This is a genomic window from Woronichinia naegeliana WA131 (assembly GCA_025370055.1).
GTDB lineage: Bacteria > Cyanobacteriota > Cyanobacteriia > Cyanobacteriales > Microcystaceae > Woronichinia > Woronichinia naegeliana.
Genome location: CP073041.1, coordinates 1,434,189 through 1,454,029, shown reverse-complemented (window position 1 = coordinate 1,454,029; position 19,841 = coordinate 1,434,189). Strand labels below are relative to the sequence as shown.

General features: G+C 42.3%; 19 protein-coding genes. 8 read left to right on the top strand and 11 right to left on the bottom strand.

Features of this window, described 5'->3' with window-relative positions; genetic code table 11:
- Positions 1–117: 117 nt before the first annotated feature.
- Positions 118–1,311, bottom strand: coding sequence for a radical SAM family heme chaperone HemW (hemW, locus tag KA717_07470; protein UXE62588.1), 1,194 nt, complete (start codon positions 1,309–1,311; stop codon positions 118–120).
- Between the two features lie 422 nt (positions 1,312–1,733).
- On the opposite strand from hemW, the gene metK reads away from it, so the two are divergent.
- From metK to KA717_07435, 7 genes are all read left to right on the top strand, one after another.
- The gene (gene metK, locus KA717_07465; protein UXE62587.1) at positions 1,734–2,975 is read left to right on the top strand and encodes a methionine adenosyltransferase; all 1,242 of its coding nucleotides are present in this window, start codon (positions 1,734–1,736) and stop codon (positions 2,973–2,975) included.
- Between the two features lie 188 nt (positions 2,976–3,163).
- Entirely contained in the window at positions 3,164–3,649 is a 486-nt protein-coding gene (locus KA717_07460; protein UXE62586.1) for an allophycocyanin, read from the top strand.
- 128 nt (positions 3,650–3,777) lie between these two features.
- Complete coding sequence (locus KA717_07455) at positions 3,778–4,281, top strand: hypothetical protein (GenBank protein UXE62585.1); 504 nt, start codon at positions 3,778–3,780, stop codon at positions 4,279–4,281.
- A 319-nt stretch (positions 4,282–4,600) separates the two neighbouring features.
- Positions 4,601–4,930 (top strand): tetratricopeptide repeat protein, encoded by a 330-nt coding sequence (locus KA717_07450; GenBank protein UXE62584.1) that lies wholly within the window; start codon positions 4,601–4,603, stop codon positions 4,928–4,930.
- A gap of 17 nt (positions 4,931–4,947) precedes the next feature.
- Positions 4,948–5,958: a permease gene (locus KA717_07445; protein UXE62583.1), complete on the top strand. Its 1,011-nt coding sequence runs from the start codon at positions 4,948–4,950 to the stop codon at positions 5,956–5,958.
- A gap of 36 nt (positions 5,959–5,994) precedes the next feature.
- Positions 5,995–6,816: a TIGR03943 family protein gene (locus KA717_07440; GenBank protein UXE62582.1), complete on the top strand. Its 822-nt coding sequence runs from the start codon at positions 5,995–5,997 to the stop codon at positions 6,814–6,816.
- Positions 6,817–7,012: 196 nt separating this feature from the next.
- A complete protein-coding gene (locus KA717_07435) occupies positions 7,013–7,993 on the top strand; it encodes a M48 family metallopeptidase (GenBank protein UXE62581.1) in 981 nt (326 codons plus the stop codon).
- A gap of 36 nt (positions 7,994–8,029) precedes the next feature.
- Here the strand turns inward: KA717_07435 and KA717_07430 are convergent, their stop codons facing one another.
- The 6 genes from KA717_07430 to KA717_07405 form a co-directional block, all read right to left on the bottom strand.
- On the bottom strand, positions 8,030–9,103 hold the full coding sequence (locus KA717_07430; protein UXE62580.1) for a DUF4344 domain-containing metallopeptidase: 1,074 nt from the start codon (positions 9,101–9,103) through the stop codon (positions 8,030–8,032).
- A gap of 36 nt (positions 9,104–9,139) precedes the next feature.
- Positions 9,140–10,801, bottom strand: coding sequence for a CAP domain-containing protein (locus KA717_07425; GenBank protein UXE62579.1), 1,662 nt, complete (start codon positions 10,799–10,801; stop codon positions 9,140–9,142).
- Between the two features lie 263 nt (positions 10,802–11,064).
- A complete protein-coding gene (locus KA717_07420; GenBank protein ID UXE62578.1) occupies positions 11,065–11,970 on the bottom strand; it encodes a serine protease in 906 nt (301 codons plus the stop codon).
- A gap of 142 nt (positions 11,971–12,112) precedes the next feature.
- Positions 12,113–12,763, bottom strand: coding sequence for a COP23 domain-containing protein (locus tag KA717_07415; GenBank protein UXE62577.1), 651 nt, complete (start codon positions 12,761–12,763; stop codon positions 12,113–12,115).
- A 91-nt stretch (positions 12,764–12,854) separates the two neighbouring features.
- Entirely contained in the window at positions 12,855–14,102 is a 1,248-nt protein-coding gene (locus KA717_07410; GenBank protein ID UXE62576.1) for a PAS domain-containing sensor histidine kinase, read from the bottom strand.
- 69 nt (positions 14,103–14,171) lie between these two features.
- On the bottom strand, positions 14,172–14,924 hold the full coding sequence (locus KA717_07405; protein ID UXE64581.1) for a response regulator transcription factor: 753 nt from the start codon (positions 14,922–14,924) through the stop codon (positions 14,172–14,174).
- A gap of 108 nt (positions 14,925–15,032) precedes the next feature.
- On the opposite strand from KA717_07405, the gene KA717_07400 reads away from it, so the two are divergent.
- Positions 15,033–15,779, top strand: a complete 747-nt coding sequence (locus KA717_07400; protein UXE62575.1) for a creatininase family protein — start codon at positions 15,033–15,035, stop codon at positions 15,777–15,779.
- 15 nt (positions 15,780–15,794) lie between these two features.
- On the opposite strand, the gene KA717_07395 is transcribed toward KA717_07400, so the two are convergent.
- From KA717_07395 to KA717_07380, 4 genes are all read right to left on the bottom strand, one after another.
- Positions 15,795–16,436, bottom strand: coding sequence for a hypothetical protein (locus tag KA717_07395; GenBank protein UXE62574.1), 642 nt, complete (start codon positions 16,434–16,436; stop codon positions 15,795–15,797).
- Positions 16,437–16,491: 55 nt separating this feature from the next.
- A complete protein-coding gene (locus tag KA717_07390; GenBank protein ID UXE62573.1) occupies positions 16,492–17,694 on the bottom strand; it encodes a class I SAM-dependent methyltransferase in 1,203 nt (400 codons plus the stop codon).
- A 147-nt stretch (positions 17,695–17,841) separates the two neighbouring features.
- Entirely contained in the window at positions 17,842–18,243 is a 402-nt protein-coding gene (locus KA717_07385; protein UXE62572.1) for a fasciclin domain-containing protein, read from the bottom strand.
- 267 nt (positions 18,244–18,510) lie between these two features.
- Positions 18,511–19,806 (bottom strand): CO2 hydration protein, encoded by a 1,296-nt coding sequence (locus tag KA717_07380; GenBank protein ID UXE62571.1) that lies wholly within the window; start codon positions 19,804–19,806, stop codon positions 18,511–18,513.
- Positions 19,807–19,841: the final 35 nt, after the last annotated feature.

The window sequence follows — 19,841 nt, the reverse complement described above, 5'->3', positions numbered from 1 at the left end:
GTCGAGCAAAAATGAAAGACGATTTATTGCCTTTTCTGATAGGGATGATGATTTTAGTTCTCTATTTGGTTTTCTCTGCCATGACTGAGATGGGGACTCGCTGGCCTCGTAAAAAGCTCACTCTTCCTCAGAAAAAGCCTTAAACAAAGCCGTTAAAACCGTATTAGAAAATAACAGACCTTCTGGATCGGTTAACGCAACCAAAGGTGAGCATTCTGTCGGTTGTCGAACCCAACCATTAGCACGATAGGGCGCGAGGGTTTTCAACACTTTTTCTAGTGGATCTTGGCCAAATTTCCTTAGACGTTCTAGGGGAATTCCCTCTGCCAAGCGCAAACCTAACATCAGGGTTTCTAATAATTGCTCTGTTAAATCTAAGGGAGAGTCAAAAAGCTGACCGCCCTGCTGTTGATATTTTTGCAGCCAATGGTAATAGGATTGACGGGTACGAGGTCGAGTAAAGCGAATGCCGTTGGTGTAACTGGCTGCTCCCATGCCAAAACCGTAGTAACTTTGATTTTCCCAATAGACTCGGTTATGACGACATTGATGATCTTTTTGAGCATAGTTAGAAATCTCGTAGTGTTCGTAACCCGCTTTTTGCAGCAAAATAGAAGCTTGACGATACATTTGAGCGGCATTTTCATCAGTTGGTAACGGGGTTTCGCCTGGCTGAAAGCGTTTGCCAAAGGCCGTAACTGGTTCTAACACCAGGTCATAACAGGAAATATGATGGGGGGCAAGGGCGATCGCGGTTTCGAGGGAATATTGCCATTGAGCTAGGGTTTGGTGAGGCAGACCAGAGATCAGATCTAAACTCCAATTTTGCCAACCCCTAACCTGTAGCCAGTTAACAGCCAAATAAATATCCGCCAGGCAATGGGAACGTCCACAGGATTGCAAAAGTTCATCTTGAAAAGCTTGTACCCCTAAACTGAGACGGTTGACCCCCAAACGGTGATAGTCAGACAACTGTTCACGAGTAAAAGTCCCCGGATCAATTTCTAGGGAAATTTCTGCATTGGAATCAATCCCAAATTTTTGATCGAGTTGGTGGAGAATGGTTTCCAAAGCAGCGATCGGCAAAAGAGAAGGAGTTCCCCCGCCAAAAAAGAGAGTTTTTAACGATTGACCTTGAGACGGTGTGATTTGAATTTCCTGGCAAAGAGCTTCAACATAGTGTTGAACCCCAGCTAGATCCCTTAAGTTGGCGTGATTCCCCACCACCACCACCGGAAAATCGCAGTAAAAACAGCGACGACGACAAAAGGGAAGATGAATATAAGCAGCTTGGACTAAGGGAAAAGACATAATCACCGCCAAATTGATCTCAAAATAAACTGAACAAAGTCTAATGTACCTATTCTAGTCCCAACACCCCATTCCCTTCCATTACCTCTAGAACTTTCAACCGTCATTAATCACAATTTAAGAAAATTACCGCTATCATGATTGGTTAATTTATGGAAAAATCGGGTTTTAAACCTCTTCCGTCTTGAATAGCTTGGCCTTAGATTAGGCTATATACCCTGGGACACAGGGAAATTTACGCTTGTGGGAGTAGTCCATTAAGAGGCTGACGTGAAAGCGTATAGTCGGACTAGACATGAACCAGTAAAACTAAAACTCATTTTTTTTAGTAAAGCCGTGTTCAGCCCAAGAATCCACCCTCTGGAGTGAGTGGAGTGTCAAGTTAAGAGAATGTTCCATTTCTTTGCGAGGCTTACGGTCAATTGTCTAAACGTTATTTATTTACCTCGGAATCCGTCACTGAAGGTCATCCTGATAAAGTATGTGACCAGATTTCCGACACCATTCTAGATACTCTGCTTGCCCATGATCCGGCCAGTCGGGTGGCAGCCGAAACGGTCGTTAATACCGGACTCGTTTTAATTACGGGAGAAGTTACCACCAAAGCCCATATTAATTTTGTGGATCTTGCCCGCAAAAAAATTGCAGAAATTGGCTATACCGATGCGGATAATGGTTTCTCTGCCAATAGCTGTGCGGTGTTAGTGGCCCTGGATGAACAATCCCCTGATATTTCCCAAGGGGTAACGGCGGCCCAGGAACAACGTCATCAACTGAGCGAAGACGAACTGGATAGTATTGGTGCCGGTGATCAGGGTTTAATGTTTGGTTTTGCCTGTAATGAAACCCCTGAATTAATGCCTTTACCCATTAGTTTGGCCCATCGGGTGGCGTTAGGTCTAGCCAACGTCCGTAAATCGGGAGAATTAGATTATCTTCGTCCAGACGGGAAAACCCAGGTCTCCATTGTCTATGAAGATGGCGTACCCGTTGCCATTGATACTATTCTGGTTTCGACTCAACATGATGCCACCATTGGCAGCATGACCGACAACGAAAGTGTACAGGCTAAAATCAAGGCAGATCTTTGGGAAACTGTGATTCAATCAGTTTTTGCCGATATTGCCCTGAAGCCTAACGATAGCACCCGTTTTCTCGTGAATCCTACAGGTAAGTTTGTCATTGGTGGCCCCCAAGGTGATGCTGGTTTAACGGGACGTAAAATCATTGTCGATACCTACGGTGGCTATTCTCGTCATGGCGGTGGTGCATTTTCAGGGAAAGATCCCACGAAGGTTGATCGTTCTGCTGCCTATGCCGCCCGTTATGTGGCCAAAAATATTGTCGCTGCTGGTTTAGCGGATAAATGTGAAGTTCAGGTTAGTTACGCGATTGGGGTAGCTCGTCCAGTTAGTGTCATGCTGGAAACCTTCGGTACTGGCAAGGTGGATGAAGAAGCATTATTAACCGTTGTTAATCAATTATTTGAGCTTCGTCCCGCCGGTATTATCCAAGCCTTTAATCTGCGGGGTTTACCCTCGGAACGGGGAGGCCGTTTCTTCCAGGATGTAGCTGCCTATGGTCACTTTGGCCGCAATGATTTGGACTTACCCTGGGAGAAAACTGACAAGGCGATCGCCTTAAAAGAAGCCTTTAATCTTTAGGGCATGGGGGCATTTAATTTGTCCGTTAAGCAAGAATGCTAGAGAAAATCGATGAAAAAGGGCGTGTTATCGAGATTGAGAGCGACTCTTTCCTCATTAAGTTTCTTCTAGCTTTTCTGTGAGACTTGTCCTGAGAGATCACAACTCAAGCTAAACTACTATGAAGATATTAGATTTCCGTTGATATCATGAGCGTAGTTAGTCAAGTTATTCTGAAAGCAGACGACGAACTCAGATATCCCAGTAGTGGCGAACTACAGGGTATCCAAGAGTTTTTAAAAACCGGCCAACAGCGCATTCGTATCGCTGAGACCTTGGCTGAAAATGAAAAGAAAATTGTTGACCAAGCCCAAAAGCAATTATTTAGAAAGCGACCCGACTTTCGGGCCCCTGGCGGTAATGCTTATGGTCAACGCCAGTACAATCAGTGTCTTCGAGATTATGGATGGTATCTCCGTCTCATAACCTACGGGATTCTCTCTGGCAATCAAGAACCCATTGAAAAAATCGGTTTAGTCGGTGTTAAGGAAATGTATAACTCCCTCAATGTTCCAGTTCCGGGCATGGTGGAAGCGATTCGTTGCCTAAAAGACGCTGCTCTCGGTTTACTGAGTATTGAAGAGGCCCAAGAAGCCGCTCCCTACTTTGATTATATTATTCAAGCAATGTCTTAATTTTAGGACTAGGCTAGGATGGGGGGAGGAAAAGCGATCGCGGTTGGCTAACTATCAGTAATTAATCGCGGTATTTTCCTTTTCTTCCATTCCCTTTTGGTTTTCTTCTGCGTTGTCAAGGATTATTCATGGCCTGGTTGAATTTAATTCCCCTACTTTCCACTGGCTTATTGATCATTACTTATGCTGTTTTTGGCTGGGATATTGCGGCCAAAAGCCTGGGTTGGAGTCAAATTCTCTTGGAACAATTCCAGCATTGGCATATCGGATTAGAGCAGGAAATCTTTATTGCCGTTATTCATGCCCTAGCGTTAATGGCCATCATTCTGACTTCTTTAGCTTTAACCGCCCCTGTCACCTTGATGACTTTTTTTGTCGGTAGTTGGATGCAGTCGGAAGTTCGATCTATTGTTTCGATTCTAATCTGGTCTTTTTTGTTCGTTTTGGTTTTACGCTGGTTTAATCTCTTTATTGAATTTTTAGTTTTATTGGCCGCAGCCATTTTGGGACGTATCGAATTTCGCTCTGCGGGTTTTAACAGTCTCCAAACCCTCGGTATTTTAACGTTAATTTGTCTGCTGAGTTTTGGTGGAGGAGTCTATAGCTATTTTCACTTTAATCAATATGTTTAGTTTTATGGTTTAACCTCTGTTTAACCACACTATATTTCTCCTGTGAGGAGAGCAAGCAATTTTAATCTCTCATCCTAGCTCAGGGGCATGCATTATAAGAACGTTAAGTAATCAATAAGTAGTTTGCCTAGAGCTATCAATCTACACTAGAGATGAGCTGTTCTAGATTCTAAACCTGATTTTAAATGATTCCATAAAATTTCAACTCATTTTAATAAAGATTGCGAGAATAATGTCAGAGAATTCTTCCAAAAACAATTTACAAAAGTTTTTAATCATCATCTCCAGCCTGGCTTTCTTAGGGACGATGACAATTCCGATGTTTAGTATGTTCAATCAGGCTCCTCCTTCTAGTCCTACAACTTCTCCCCAATCAGCGAAAAATAATCTCCAGCAGGTGGCCCAGGGTTACGAAAAAGTTTTAGCACGAGAACCCGAAAACCCAACGGCGTTACAAGGTTTAGCAGAAGTGCGATTAAAAATGGGGGATTTACCTGGAGCGATCGCGCCGATGGAAAAACTGGTTAAACTTTATCCAGAAGAAAAGCAATTAAAACAATTGCTAGATGCTATTAAATATCAGGTCAAAACCGGTAAAAAACCGCCTCTGCCGGGCCAGAATGATTCGGCGACTCCTCCCCAAAAGTAATATCTGGCCCCTTCTCCATGAGTCAATTTCAGCAAGCTTTTACCATTTTTCTGAGTTTATTAGTAGAAGCTATCCCCTTTTTAACTTTGGGGGTTTTACTTTCTAGTGCTTTGCTGTTATTTAGTGATGAGCAGAAATTAATTCGCTATTTACCGCGTCAGCCGATTTTAGGGGCCTTGGCGGGAAGTTTTATGGGGTTTTTGTTTCCTGTTTGTGAGTGTGGCAATGTACCCGTGGCTCGACGCTTTTTGATGAAGGGTTTGCCTACTTCGGTGGCGATCGGTTTTTTGTTAGCGGCCCCAACGGTGAATCCCATTGTCATTTGGTCAACCTGGGTGGCATTTCGAGATCAGCCGGAAATTGTTTGGTTTCGCATTATTTTTTCCTTGAGTATTGCGATCGCCATTAGCTGCGTGTTCAGTGTCCAGAAGGATGCGTCTCCTTTATTACAACCTCTCTTAGCTCAACGTTTACAACGAAGTAATTTAAGTCTTCAAACCCCGACAGAGCTAGTTTCACCTTTGTTGCAATCAGGAACTTATTTACTGGGAACCCCAGGCCAACCCTTACGCTTAGATGAAAACTTATCTAGCAAGCTGAATCCGGCTCTTTCTCCCTTGGCTCCTCAGCGATGGCAATTGTTTGTGGAAAACGTTAGCCAGGAATTACGGGAATTGGGAGGAATGCTAATCCTGGGAAGTGCGATCGCCGCCGCCATTCAAACCTTTGTTCCCAGAGAATTGATTTTGACATTAGGTCAGGGAACCATTAGCTCGATTCTAGCCATGATGCTGTTAGCAGGGATTGTCTCTGTCTGTTCTACTGTTGATTCCTTTTTTGCCCTTTCCTTTGCCTCAACCTTTACCAGTAGCTCTCTATTGGCCTTTTTAATCTTTGGCCCCATGATTGATATTAAGAGTATCGGGCTAATGCTCTCGATCTTTCGGGCTAAAATTATTGTCTATCTTTTGGTTTTAGCGGCCCAATTAACCTTTATTTTGGCCTTAATCCATAGTTATCTGTTTTAGCAATCAGCCTATCTTGTCTTTTTTTCGGCCATCGTTATGAAATCTTTGCTGCCCCTTAAGTCCTTCACTACCCAATTTCTGCTGCCAACGGTGGATATTTTGGCTATTTTGGCCTGGGGACTTTTGATGTTGCGATATTCCTTCAGTGGCGAATTAAGATTACTGGTTCATCCCAATTATTTTGGCTTAGTGACCATGACTGGCGTAGTGCTAGTTGGCTTAAGTGTGATTCGGGGAGGACAATGGCTAAAACGGTTATTTCGCAAAAATCGCTCATCGTCTGTCAAGGATACCGTTGCTCATATTACCCTGCTGCCCGTCGGTCTAGGCAGTGCTTTACTGTTAATCACGGCGATCTTGGCATTTTTGATTCCCCCCACTGCTTTTAATAGTCAGGTTGCTCTCCAGAGAGGGATTAGTAATACTTTACCGGCTACCCAAATTCAAGCTGAAAGTTTTGCTGCCAATATTAAACCCGAAGAGCGATCGCTGATTGATTGGATTCGGACGATCAATGCTTACCCTGAACCCGATGCCTACGCGGGCCAAAAGGCTAAAATTCGAGGTTTTGTCGTCTATTCCCCTAATTTACCCGATAACTATTTACTGCTCAGTCGCTTTATTTTGACCTGTTGTGCGGTGGATGCCTATCCGGTCGGTTTGCCCGTGAAATTAACCGGCAGTCGTCAACAGTATCCCCAGGATGGTTGGCTTGAAATCCAAGGCGAAATGATTACAGAAACTCTACCCAATAAGAGTAGTAATTCCGCTCAGGGAGTTACCAATAAACGGCAAGTTGTGCTAAAAGCTCAATCGATTAAGGCCATTCCCACCCCAGCCGATCCCTACAGTTACTAAGGCTACTAATCAAGAAACAGATAAGTAAACTTCCCCATCTAAGATATGCTTGATTTTTGATCTAAATATGCTTGATTTTTGGGACAGAGATATTGATAATTGAGGCAAGAATCAGTTTTAGTAACCTTGTTCAAGTATGTTCAATACTTCATTTCGACATTCTCTAGCCTTCTTGGTCAGTATTCTATTTCTGCACATGTCTCTTGCTGTCCAAGCTGCTCCTCGCCGTAAGAAAAATCCAACGTCTGTTCCCCCGGCAGTTGCGCCAGCCCCTCAACCCATTGATCCCTATGCAATGGCCAAAAAAGATTTGTCTGAAGATTGGTATGTTCTCTATCGCATTATTGATCGTCTAGCAAGAGCAAATCAGTTAGATGAACATCCTTGGCGCATTACCATTTCTCCTGAATACGAAGTTAACGCTTTTGCAACCGATGGTAATTTGATCGCGGTTTATAACGGTATTCTTGATCAACTGGGATCCGATTCATCGGCGATCGCCTGTGTCGTTGCTCACGAAATGGGACACCACTCCAAACGTCATATTGCCCTTGGTAAAGCAGAGCAAGTCGCCTTACAGAAAAAACTTCAGCAAGAAGCCCAGGAAGAGGCTGTTGCAGAAATAGAACGTGCCCAACAACCGACAGGAGGCGACGTGATTCTTGGCATTTTGGGGGCTGTAAGTGCTGGTTTATCTAACAATTCTTCAACGGCCTATACAACAGCTGCTCAAATAGAAAAGGCTAAAGCTCAACGTGTTCAGGAGGCCCAAGTCCGGGCCCAGGAAATTTTTGTCGAAAAAGAGCAAAAATTTAAGCAGGAAAGTGCGGCCAATGTGCGTAAACAGGAATTTGAAGCAGATGAAGTGGGCTATCAATACATGGCCAAAGCCGGCTTTGATGCCCAAGGTTGCATTCGAGCCATGGAAGTCTTAGCCAGAACAGAAGGGGCTGAATTTGACACGGATCATCCTGCTGTCCCCAAACGGATTGAACGCTTTAAACAATTAATGGCAGAAAATCCCCCCCAAGCATTAGCCGAACGAGGAAAATTTTATCTACAGTCATCACGAATTCCTTTAAGTTATGAATTGTCGAAAGATGGTGAATCTTTGCGGATCAATTCTAATCACGGTTCCTCGGCTGCCGATGATCTTGACCGTCAATTCGGCAAATAAAATCCTATAAAATCATCAGATTTGACGAGTTTTATTTTACCAGACACGTCCAGGATTACGGCCATTGTTTGATGGGGGCACATAGGGGGATGGAGATTTTACCCGCGATCGCCCCCATCCTCCTGAAGAACGAGCAAAATGGGGTATCAATAATTTCGTCCAACTTTCTAATTTCTTTGGATATTCTTGTTCACACATACTACCTCGACGCTGAAGTTGTTCTGGTTCAGCATTCTCATTTGCTAAGATATGTTTAAAAACCGTCGCAATAATAGGCCGATATTTGTCAGGATTACTGCCATAAATCAGACAGAGTAAATTAAAAAAACGCTTATCCCCAGCAGGATGTTCATCCCAAAAAGGCCCTTGAGGTTGAATACCAAACCAGATTGCACCATTAAGAACAATTTGTGTTTGAAAATCTTCGGATTCGTTGCCGGAATGATTAGAAGCCTTATTATTTGTATTGAGCAAAATAATTGCAGCAAACTCGTCAACGACTCCTTCTTCTTCTCCCACAGTCGGTAGTTTCAAAATATCAATCAACGCATGACCTAATTCGTGGTAAAAAGCAAATATAGTTGCATAAACAGCGCTTTCACCGGTTTCTTCTCTCTCATCTTTAGCAATTTTTTCAAAATCTTTGTTCGCTCCTAAAATAAACTCGTAGCACATAGTAATATTTTTTTCCACAGGATCATAAAAAGCATTAACTTGATCACATTCTCGTAAAATGACTGGCAAGTTAACTGGTAGAATCAAGCCCGAAGTGTTTAGTTGATGAATAATTATTTCAAAGAGATTATATTTGCGGAGAGCTTTTTCCAGTTCTGGATAAGAAGTCGTCGGTTGATAGATCAGTTGGAACTGACCAGCTTGTCGATAAGCCATATTTTTGCGGCTATCAAACTGAGTACTGATTTGACTATTAACTTTTGTTTTTATTAGATGATTAAGTTTAGTCAGCCGAGATGAAATTTGACTAGATATTGCTTCTGGAGTATAGGCTAAAGAGGATTGACTCCAAAAAAGATCTATTACCAAAATTAGTTTTAAAATCTTCAGGAAAGATTTATGAAAATACGCGAATGAGATCTCTTTTTTTTGCATTTTAAAACCTTTTCAAAATAACAAAAATAGGTTTAATTACCAAATTTTTCCCCGTCCAGGCAAAGGAAAATGTTGCGGACTAGGTTTAGGTGCAGTTTTTCCACCATCAATTTTCTCTCCTAACCATAGCACAGCATAACCATTATATATACCGATTCCCATTGCTCTCCACTGATAAGTTTGCCATAATCCTTGATTAATAATTAGATCATTATTGAGAGAATTATTTTGCCAACAACGCAAAGCCTCTTCTGCTGTAATTTCACCATCGCCACCACAAATAATTTCATAGGCGATCGCTGAATAAGTCGTTTTCAGTCGTTGGGGGGCTGACCACAAACAGGAAAACGTTACAGATTGCTCGCTATTGTAGGGACAATTACTCCAGCCAAATCGCCAATCTTTGCCATTTTGATTATATAGAGCTAAGTTTTCTTGTAAATCTCGAACATGACGGTTGGCCACTTGATTTAGTGAGACTGATTGAGCAATAGGAGATAATTGTCTTTGGATACGGTATTGATTAATCAGATGGTAGAGTTTTGCTTCTTCAGAATTTAGATCATCCCCTGTACAAGTAGCTTGGGTTAACCACTGTTGCCCTTGGCAATTAATGCCATTTAAAGAACTTGAATTAATAGGAGCCGTACCAGAATTATTACTTATTTTAGTTCCAAAAAGAGCCACCCAATAATGTTGATATTTGCTGTTCGGTTGATAAACATAACCAAAACCGACTTCAGTATATTTTGTATTTAAAAGATTGGCTCGATAGAGAGGATTTTTTAACCAACCATCAATAGTTTCCTGGGCTGTTATTCTGCCACCTGTGATATTTTCACCAACATAATCGGACAGGTAGCCAAAGTTTTTAGCCCGATCGCTAGGATTGGAATGATCAGAACCTTGATGACTAATCAGATTTTGACTAGCCATATCTAAAGCATGATTTTGGGCAGCTTGACTAAGATTAATTGATAGACGAAGCGATGACAAACCAGCTTTTTTTCGGGCTAGATTGGTTAAATCTAGAAGTTTTTGACTACGTTCTTGACTATGATTATCATCTGTCACTAATTCAGCAGTTTGAGGTGATGGTAGAAAACGATTTTTGGGATAAGGTGGTGGAGAACCAAAAGCAGAAAATTTGCTGTTTATAGTAGGAGTAGAAGTGTTATTTTGAAAAGCGTTGATGCCAATACCAAAGGACAACTTAAATGGATTATTTCTTTGGTCAAGCAAGGGTTGATTCCCACAATTTAGTCCGACTAATTTCCCTTCACTATCAAATAAAGGACTGCCTTCTAGACCGGCATAACTAATGTTAGTGTGAGTAAAATTGTAAACATTCTGTCGAGGCGGATTTGGCATACTGGAAATAATCCCCTCAGTGAATTGAAAGCCACTAATGCTATTATTTTGATTTCCTGCTTGTTCATCTCCCTTGACAAAACCGGCCAGATAAAGGCGATCGCCGATCGACAAGGATTGAGAATTTCCTAATTTTGCAGTGGGATAGACTTTCTGACTTGTAAAAGTCAATAAGATAAGAGGATTATTCGAGTTAACATTGCGAAGAGATTGAACATTATAAACTTGATTATTATCTAAAATTACCTGATAATCAGATGGATTAGACGAATAAAAATTGCCACAACTTAAGGCCGAATAGATCTCTCCTTGCTTATTTACTAACACCCCCGTATAAAAATCTTTATTTCCTGTGATTTTGACGGTGAGTGGATAAATTTGTTTAGCAATCTGGCGGGGCGAATCAGAAATAGCCCTTGAAACAAAGCTAGTGTATAGCCATAAACTGAGACCTATTGTAAGAATAGAATTTATTTTGATCATTTCAAAACAGAGAGCACATAAAATTAGAATAGAGGTACGTTTTTAACTAAAAAATACCAGCAATCTCAAGAGGCGATCGCTTACAATTAGTAGGCCAAGCAAGTGAGTTACCAACTTCTATCTGGTAAAGGTGGATTAGATAGGGGAACTATCTTTTTTTGCGTAACTTTTTCTGTTCTTCTTTGCGTGTTTTTTTCGAGATACTGGGGAGCTATTTCTAAAAAAGTTTGGATAGGTATAGCCCAACTAAATTGACTCATTTTCTGTTTTTCAGATGGGGAAGCAGTATCGCCATCGTTAAAAACGTAAGGATTGCCCCAAAGAGGATATTTATGTACACCATTAATACCGATAACCTGACCTTGAAGGTTGATTAATGGCCCCCCGCTCATTCCTTTTTTAACTAAATTACTGTAACCAATCTGATATCCCCCACCGAAAGAACGAGTATTCAGAATTTCGATTTGACCCCAATTAACTAAAAAACCTTGGGAACCCTTAAAACGACTATCAAAAGGAAAACCTGCTGCCAATACTTTTTCGCTTTGAATCGGTTTTACCTTAGAAGAAAGGATTGCAATAGTATATTTTTTTTGGCTCTTAAACTGCAACAGTCCCAAATCTTGATGAGATAGGCCCTTGATAGTCACTAATTTAGCAGGATAGGTTTTACCGTCCGATGTAACAATACGATAACTCTTCCCCTCTCCAAAGATCAGAACATGTTGATTAGTCAAGACATTATAAATATTGTCTTTCTGACGAATTAAAATTCCCGAACCCCAATTTTCTCCTGATAAAACTTTGACCGTAATTGAGCGGGCATATTGCTCTAAAACGTCTGGTGTTTTAGAAGAGCTTGGGGCATAGGATGGCGATAAAACCTCACTTTTAGGGGCATAGCTCGATTCGACTATGTTGGGGCTACAATTTCCCCTGGGCAAGCCCTGAAGGAAGAATCCTAACCCAAAACTGATCAAACTAGTGACGAGGATTAGTAAACGACCATTCATAAACTGCCTGAAAAAAAGGAGAAGAAGTTAGGCACAATCAGCCGCAGTTGTGCATCATTCAGAACGCACAGCGACAAAAAGCTTAAGTCTTTTTTGAGAAGATTTTCGGCAAAGTTGCCATGCAATCTAAAAATGAGATAGTTTACCATTTGCGGCCAGAGGAACTCCCTGAAGGTGAGGGAGTAGAGGGGGAATTGTTGTTAAAAATAGGTGATGTGGAAGAATTGTTGGGAGTTGATTTAAAGGGACTTTTAGAAGCAGCCCCTAAATATTTTTTAACGTTGAGACTGATGGTTCCATCACTATTTTGTTTGATAAAGCTGGAACTAGATGAACTGCTGCCACCACTTAATTGTCGAGAGGGGCCGGCCGCACCTGCCCGATTAGCATTAATTTCCTGTAAAACTTGGTTCGGATTTTGATCTCGTCTTAAGGTTAACAAAACGTTACTACCACTGCGATCGCAGGCTGAACCCGCGCAGAGAACTGGCTGATTATTAACACGGCCAGTGGTGATGTAGTCCAACATTCCCTGAGCCGCAAAACTATTCATACGTTCAGTAACTTCCTGACAGCGTTGCATGGGGGTATAGGGAGGACGAAAATAGGTGGATTGCCATTTAAAAACGTCCACAGGGCCGTCACCTGTCTGGGCAAAGGTTGTCGGAACATTATCGTTAGTGACAGCACAAACGAAACCGGTGTCCTGGGCTTGACTAGGTTGCATTCCCGTCAAATAAAGGATGACTGAGCCAACACCAAGAGTTTTAACCCAAAAAAATTGTTTAATCATGAAGAACAGATTCTGAAGGGATAGAAGTTTAGAAACATTGTATCATTTTTAAAAATAAGCAGAAGGGGATCGAACAATTTTTTACAAAAAATTAAGTTTTCTTTTGAGGTAAATGGATCGTCAGACAGGCTCCTCCCGTTACAGGGGAGTTGTGAGCAGTGAGAGTTCCTCCATGGGCTTCGACAATTTCCTTGGCGATCGCCAATCCCAAACCACTGCCCTGTCGCTCTCGCACTAAACCTTGACGAGTACGGGAAACTTCTCCACGATACAGCCGCTCAAAAATATAGGGTAAATCGGCCGCTGAAAACCCCTCACCTTGATCAATGATTTGAATCTCCCAAACAGCTTTTGTCTCTAGATACTGGACTTTAACCTCAATTAAACCGTCGGGAGGACTATGTTTCAGGCTGTTATCCAAAAGATTCAAAAAAACCTGCATAAGGCGATCAGGATCAGCTTCTAGCCTCACTTCATCCGGCCCTTGATATTGCCATCGTACCGGCTTATGCTGTACAAAGGGTTGAAGACTCTGCCAACGGTCAAAAATTAACTCTCGCAATTCCAACGGTTGATATTGCAAAAACTGTTGCGGATTTTCCTGAATAGCCGTCAAGTTTAGCCAATTTTCTACCAAATACTGTAATCGCTTCGTTTCGCCCAGCATTTGCTCTACCCATTGGCGTTCTGGATTTTGTAACCGTTTTTCCAGAGTTTCCGCCACCAGAGAAATAGCCGTGAGTGGAGTACGGAGTTCATGGGTTAAATCAGAAAAGGCGCGATCGCGGCTACGGGTTAATTCAGCCAAAGGTTGCAAATTCTCTAGCATCACCACTACCTGTTTTTGGGGCAACGCGTAACTATAACCCCTTAACAAACGAGAAGAGAGCGCAAAACTTTGTTGGCCATTTTCTACCGATTCTGGAGCCGGATAAAAAAACCATTCCTCCACCCGATTTTGTTGGCTTTGACGGGTTTTTTCAATAAGCTGGTCTAACTCATAGGAGCGCACTAATTCTAGGACTAGCCGTAATTGGTCTGGCTGCCAGCGATCAATTTTCAAAAGCTGTTGAGCTTGCGGATTACACCAGCGCAAATAATTATCAGCATCAATGCGGAGATAACCGAGGGGAGACTGATCCATCAAATATTGCCAAAGTTCCAGTTCCTCCTGATAAGCCTGACATTTTTCCGAAAGATAGGTGATCTCCCGACGCACTAAAGAGGTGAGAGAAAGGGATTGGGCCACCTCAGCCGTATCAGGGAGAGAGGTGAGCAGGGGTCGAAGGCGGCTTTTGAGGCGATATCGTTCCCACGTTCCTAAGCCAAACCCAACCATAACCCCTAGGAGTAAGGTGAAAAAGTCCATAATCGAGCCATGAAGGGGCAAGGGAAGTGAACATCCTATTTAACCAAAACGATAACCAAAACCCCGTACCGTAATAATATACTCTGGCTGGCTGGGATCAACTTCTAGCTTTTCCCTGAGCCAACGGATATGAACATCAACAGTTTTCGTATCTCCCATAAAATCCATACCCCAAACCTGCTCAATCAATTGTTCCCGTGACCAGACGCGCCGAGGATAACTCATAAATAATTCTAAAAGGCGATATTCTTTAGGCGCTAGAGCAATTTCTTCGCCACGCAAGATAACACGGCATTCCTGGGGATAGAGAGATAAATCTCGAAATTTGCGACAGGGTGAGGGAGAAACCACACTAAAATTCTGACGACGAATCAAAGCACGACAGCGAGCAATTAGCTCTCGCATACTGAAGGGTTTGGTGAGATAATCATCGGCTCCCACTTCTAAACCCAGAACCCGGTCTGTTTCGCTGGCTTTAGCACTCAAAATGAGAATCGGAATAGTATTACCGTGATAGCGTAATAAACGACAAATATCTAAGCCATTCACCTGGGGTAACATCAAATCCAACAAGACTAAATCAACTGAGGGTTTTCCCGTTGCTTCCCCAAGTTCCTGTAGGAGAGATAGGGCAGAACGGCCATCACTGGCAGTAATCACTTCATAACCTTCTTCCTCTAGGGCAATGACAATCATTTGCCGAATAACTTCTTCATCTTCAACAATCAGAATGCGATGAGTTTGGACTAACTCTGGTTTTTTTGAGAAGGTTGGTGCGTCAAGGGATAGCATAAAAAGTGGGATGAGGTGAGCTTCCATGCCAAGATATACCATAGAAAAGAGCCTCTCAGCACTTCAGGTGGGAGCCGTTAGAAATTTTAGGGGAGTTTTTTAACACCAATGTTACTTCAGCTTTGCACTTGGCCAGAAGTGGAAGAATATCTTAAGTCTTCTACGGGTATTATTCTCCCCATTGGTTCCACCGAGCAACATGGCCCGACGGGATTAATTGGAACGGATGCGATCTGTGCAGAGGCGATCGCCAAGGGAGTGGGAGAAGAAACGGGAGCCATGATTGGCCCGACCATTGCAGTGGGCATGGCCCTACACCATTTAGCCTTTCCAGGCAGTATGAGTTTGCGGCCCAGTACCCTCATTCAAGTAGTATTAGATTCTGTCACCAGTTTAGCTAGGGCTGGCTTTACTCATTTTTATTTTCTCAATGGTCATGGCGGCAATATTGCGACCCTGAAAGCGGCTTTTTCGGAAGTGTATTACCATCTAGAATTATTGCGTCTTGATAACGCGGCCCAGGTACGCTGTCAAGTCGGAAATTGGTTTATGGCCCGTTCCGTTTATCAATTAGCCAAGCAACTCTACGGTAATGAAGAAGGTTCCCATGCCACTCCCAGTGAAGTTGCCCTGACTCAATTTGTCTATCCAGAAGCTATTAAAAATGTCCCCCTCAGTAGTCCCGTTGCCTCTGGCCATAGCATTTATGGTGCCAATGCTTTTCGACAACATTATCCCGATGGTCGTATGGGGTCAAATCCGGCTCTTGCCACCCCAGAACAGGGTAAACAATTTTACGAAGTGGCCGTTAAGGAAATGGGGGAAAGTTATCAGGCTTTTCTCAAGGAAAGTTAATTTTTTTAAGAGAAATTATTCCTGTTTGCCTAACAACATCGGTTTGCGTCCAGGGGCATTCTCGATCGCCGCTAGGGCAGCCCGTGATCCAGCAATAATATCTCTTTCCTCACCCCCTAAATAGAGTCGTCCAAAACTCCCGATCGCACTCACCTGTAAAATATTAATCAAGGCCGCTTTTTCGGCCTCATTAGCTGCTAAAGAAGCATAGGCGGCGGGTTGAACTTCTAATACAAATAACGTTTGACCCGCTAACAACAATTGCCCTCGTCGATTGCGATTAATTAACTGGGCCTGGTAAGCATCAATATTGCGAATAATTTGACTAGAAACCACCTGGGGCTTTAGGCATTCGTGGGTTTTGACCCCTAAATAACCCAAAATCGCTTGACCAGCAGCCCGCAATTCTCCCTGATTTGAGGAATGAATTTCCAATAAACCATAGAGTCGTTCTACAAATAATACCCCTGGCTGAACAACGGCGGATTTAAGCGCGATATCGGTAATGCGATTAATTTCAATCCCCGGAGAGACTTCTACCCAAAGAGAGGAATCTCCTGGTAATGGCAAAAAGCCCACTGCCACTGTACCAATATAAGCTGCATGTTGAGGTTGTAAACTATCTAAATAAACATAACTTCGCAGTTCAACAGTCATTCATTGTCCCCAATAATATTCAGTAAAAAATGCTTAAAATGAATAGAGATTATCATTAAGCATCCGGCGGATTAACGGGGAAGAAAAATTCCAAACCTTGATCAATTAAGGCTTGATTATTGGCTAAAATTTCTCGTTTAAAATTCCAGGCTAAAACATAGTAAATATCGGGCAAGGCAGTTAACTCTCTCTCGATTTTTAAGGGAATGTGCATTCCGGGGGAATATAAACCACGACGCAATTCATTTTTTTCCACTAAGTAATCTAAATACTGAGTACCAATGCCAAAATAGTTGAGCAAAGTATTGCCTTTAACGGGTGCGCCAAATCCCCAGATGCTTTTCCCCGCTTGTTTAGCCTGCTCTAGATAGGCAAGATTTTCCACTTTCATCTGTTCAATCCGTTGAGCAAATTCCAGATAGGTTTGAAATTCATTACTCTTGGCTTCTTTTTCTGCCTGTCTCATGGCCTGTAGGCGATCGCTGACTGGCCGACTACCCTGATGACCCACAAAAGCAACAATAGAACCGCCATGAATGGGAGCTAAATAGGCATCAAACATCGCTAAACCATGCCGATTTAATAGTACTTCAATGGTCTGAAGATTATAATAAAGCAGGTGTTCATGGTAAATCTGATCAAAAGCAAGGTTTTCGACAATGCGTTTCATATAAAGAAACTGCACTACAAATACGCCATCTTTGGCTAAGGCTTCCCGAATACCTGCCGTTACTGAATGTAACTCTTCGAGATGGAAAAAGACTCCTGCCGCATTAATGGCATCAAATTTACGATCTAGCTTTTTAACGACTTCTAAATTAAAGAAATCATTCAGGGTTGGCACACCCGCATCATTGGCAATTTTAGCCGTTGTTTTTGAAGATTCTACCCCTAAAACTTCGTATCCCAAAGCTTGAAAATGCTTTAATTGTGTCCCGTCATTGGAACCAATATCTAACACTGATTTCTGAGTTTTATCTTTAAAAAATCGTTCGTCTATTTCCAGCGCGACCTGACGAAAATGCTCACTTAGCGATTTGGTCACACCTGATAAATAGGTATGATCGCCAAACATAATCTCTTTTTTGACAGTGTAATCCAACTGTACCGTTCCACAATCATGGCAGTACAAAACTCGCAATGGATAGTAGGGTTCCTGTCCCACTTCTTCGGGTTTCAGAAAATGGTTACACCAGGGCTGGGAACCAAGATCAACGGCCAATTCTAGCTGGGTGGAATCACAGACACGACATTGCATAGGGGATTGGTGAAAATAGAGGACTAAATACAGGGGAGAAAAGCACAATCCTTCCTATCTTCCCATGTTTGTCCAATTGCCTCAAGGGGCGATCGTCTTTCAACCTTGATCAGCGAGACGTTCCATCTTGAGGTTCACCTCAACAACTTAACCCATTAAAATAACATTATCAATTACATGGATAACGCCATTATCTGCCTCAATATCCGCCGCAACAACAGTGGCATTTTTGACTTCAAAAGCTTCAGTGAAATCTAGAGAAATGGGTGAACCTTCCACAGATGTTACCGATGATAATTTTTCCAAATCAGCTTTCATTAATTTGCCTGGGGCAACGTGAAAACATAAAATACGAGTTAATTGGGGGATATTTTGTACTAGTGTGGTAATTGTTCCAGGGGGAAGTTTGGCAAAAGCATCATCGGTCGGAGCAAAAACGGTAAAGGGGCCAGGACTTTTTAAGGTTTCGACTAAGTTGGCAGCTTTAACGGCGGTCACTAGGGTAGAAAATCCTTCGTTACTAACAGCAATATCAACAATATCAGGCATAATTTTTTCTCTTACTTAAGGTTTACTAACGATTCCCCCCTTTTTAAGGGGGGCTAGGGGGGATCAACTTACATTAAGGCTTTCACCAATTTTGTGTGATGGATGGCCTTTTAAAGGGGGCTAAGAAGGATAAAATTGAAGTTGTAAAGACAGGAGTTTTCATTGTTTTCAAGAAAAAGTCGATTTTAATTCTTAATAATAGAACTCAATGAACTCAATAGATTTAAGATTGATCCCCCTAAATCCCCCTTAAAAAGGGGGACTTCTCTAACGATAATTCGGACTTTGAATATCCCGTAAACGGGCTTCGGGACGGAGGAAACGATCTATTTGCGCTTCAAAAAATTGACGATTTTTCTCTAAATGTCGGGGGTTAGGATCATCTAAGGGATATAACAAAGCCGTTCGTAAGGCTTGAATTACTGCCGAAGTAACATTGTACATCGATCGCTGAAAGGTAATCCCTAATTGAATCAGCACATCTTCCTCTCCACGACAATGTTCTTGATAATATTTAACCAAATAATCGGGCAGAAAATGATACATATCATCCATCAATAAAGTGGGTGGAATGCCTGCCGTTCCTACTGGAAAAACATCGGCGTATAAAATGCCATAGTGAAAATCTTTTTGGTTTTCAGGAACCTGTTTAGCCTGGGCATTATAGGATTTTGTGCCTCGGAAAGGTGAAGTGCGATAAAAGACCGCTTCCACATAGGGTAATGCCGCTTCATAGAGCCAGGTAAACCCCTTAGATTTGGGAATAATATCAAACCATTCACCGCGAATATTCACACGATGATAAATGGGACGACCCGCGATCGCAAAGATACCATTAACTAAGAAATTCATCGCATCAGGAACGCCCTTAAAACCGCCTTCATCGTAAATATCCGACATTTCAAAAAAGACAGGAGCCATTACTTCCCAAAATAATCCTAAATTGGAATAATAGGACATCATTCGCACTTGCTCTAAAAACATTTCTGGAAAAAGTTTATAGAGGGCTAACATGGGCGGATTGTATTTAAAATAAGCCTTAATCGCCCGATCCGCATTGGCTTTATATTCATCACTATCTAAATAGCCATCAAATAATCCCCAGCCCATATCCCGACCATGCCATAACATCGCTTGCATACAGGCTTCGGCAAATTCCATATTGATGCGATCGTGCCATAAATGATGGAATAATTTGGGCATTTTTCGGGTTTTCCCCTTTTCCATAAATTCTAATAATTCGGGATGGGCTGTACCCCGACCTCGCCAAATTCTGAGATCGGCATTATCCCCGGCATAGTGATTTTCTAAGTCTAGATATTCCTGGGGTAAAAAGTATTTGAAAAAGGGTAAAGGCTCCAGAAAAACCTGCTCGGCAATATACAATAAATCTCGCCAATAAAAGTCCATCGGCACCGCGTAGGCTTTATAGATACCGATAATTTGCATCAAGTTTTCAGGGGTATCAGGCAGCATTGATCCACCTGCTTCGAGACGATGAATCACATCGGCGTGGGGATGCTTAGATGGCGCAATTTTAGGAGCGATTAAGGTGGCGGTCATAGGTTTTATGTTTAAAATAAATGTACATTGTGAGG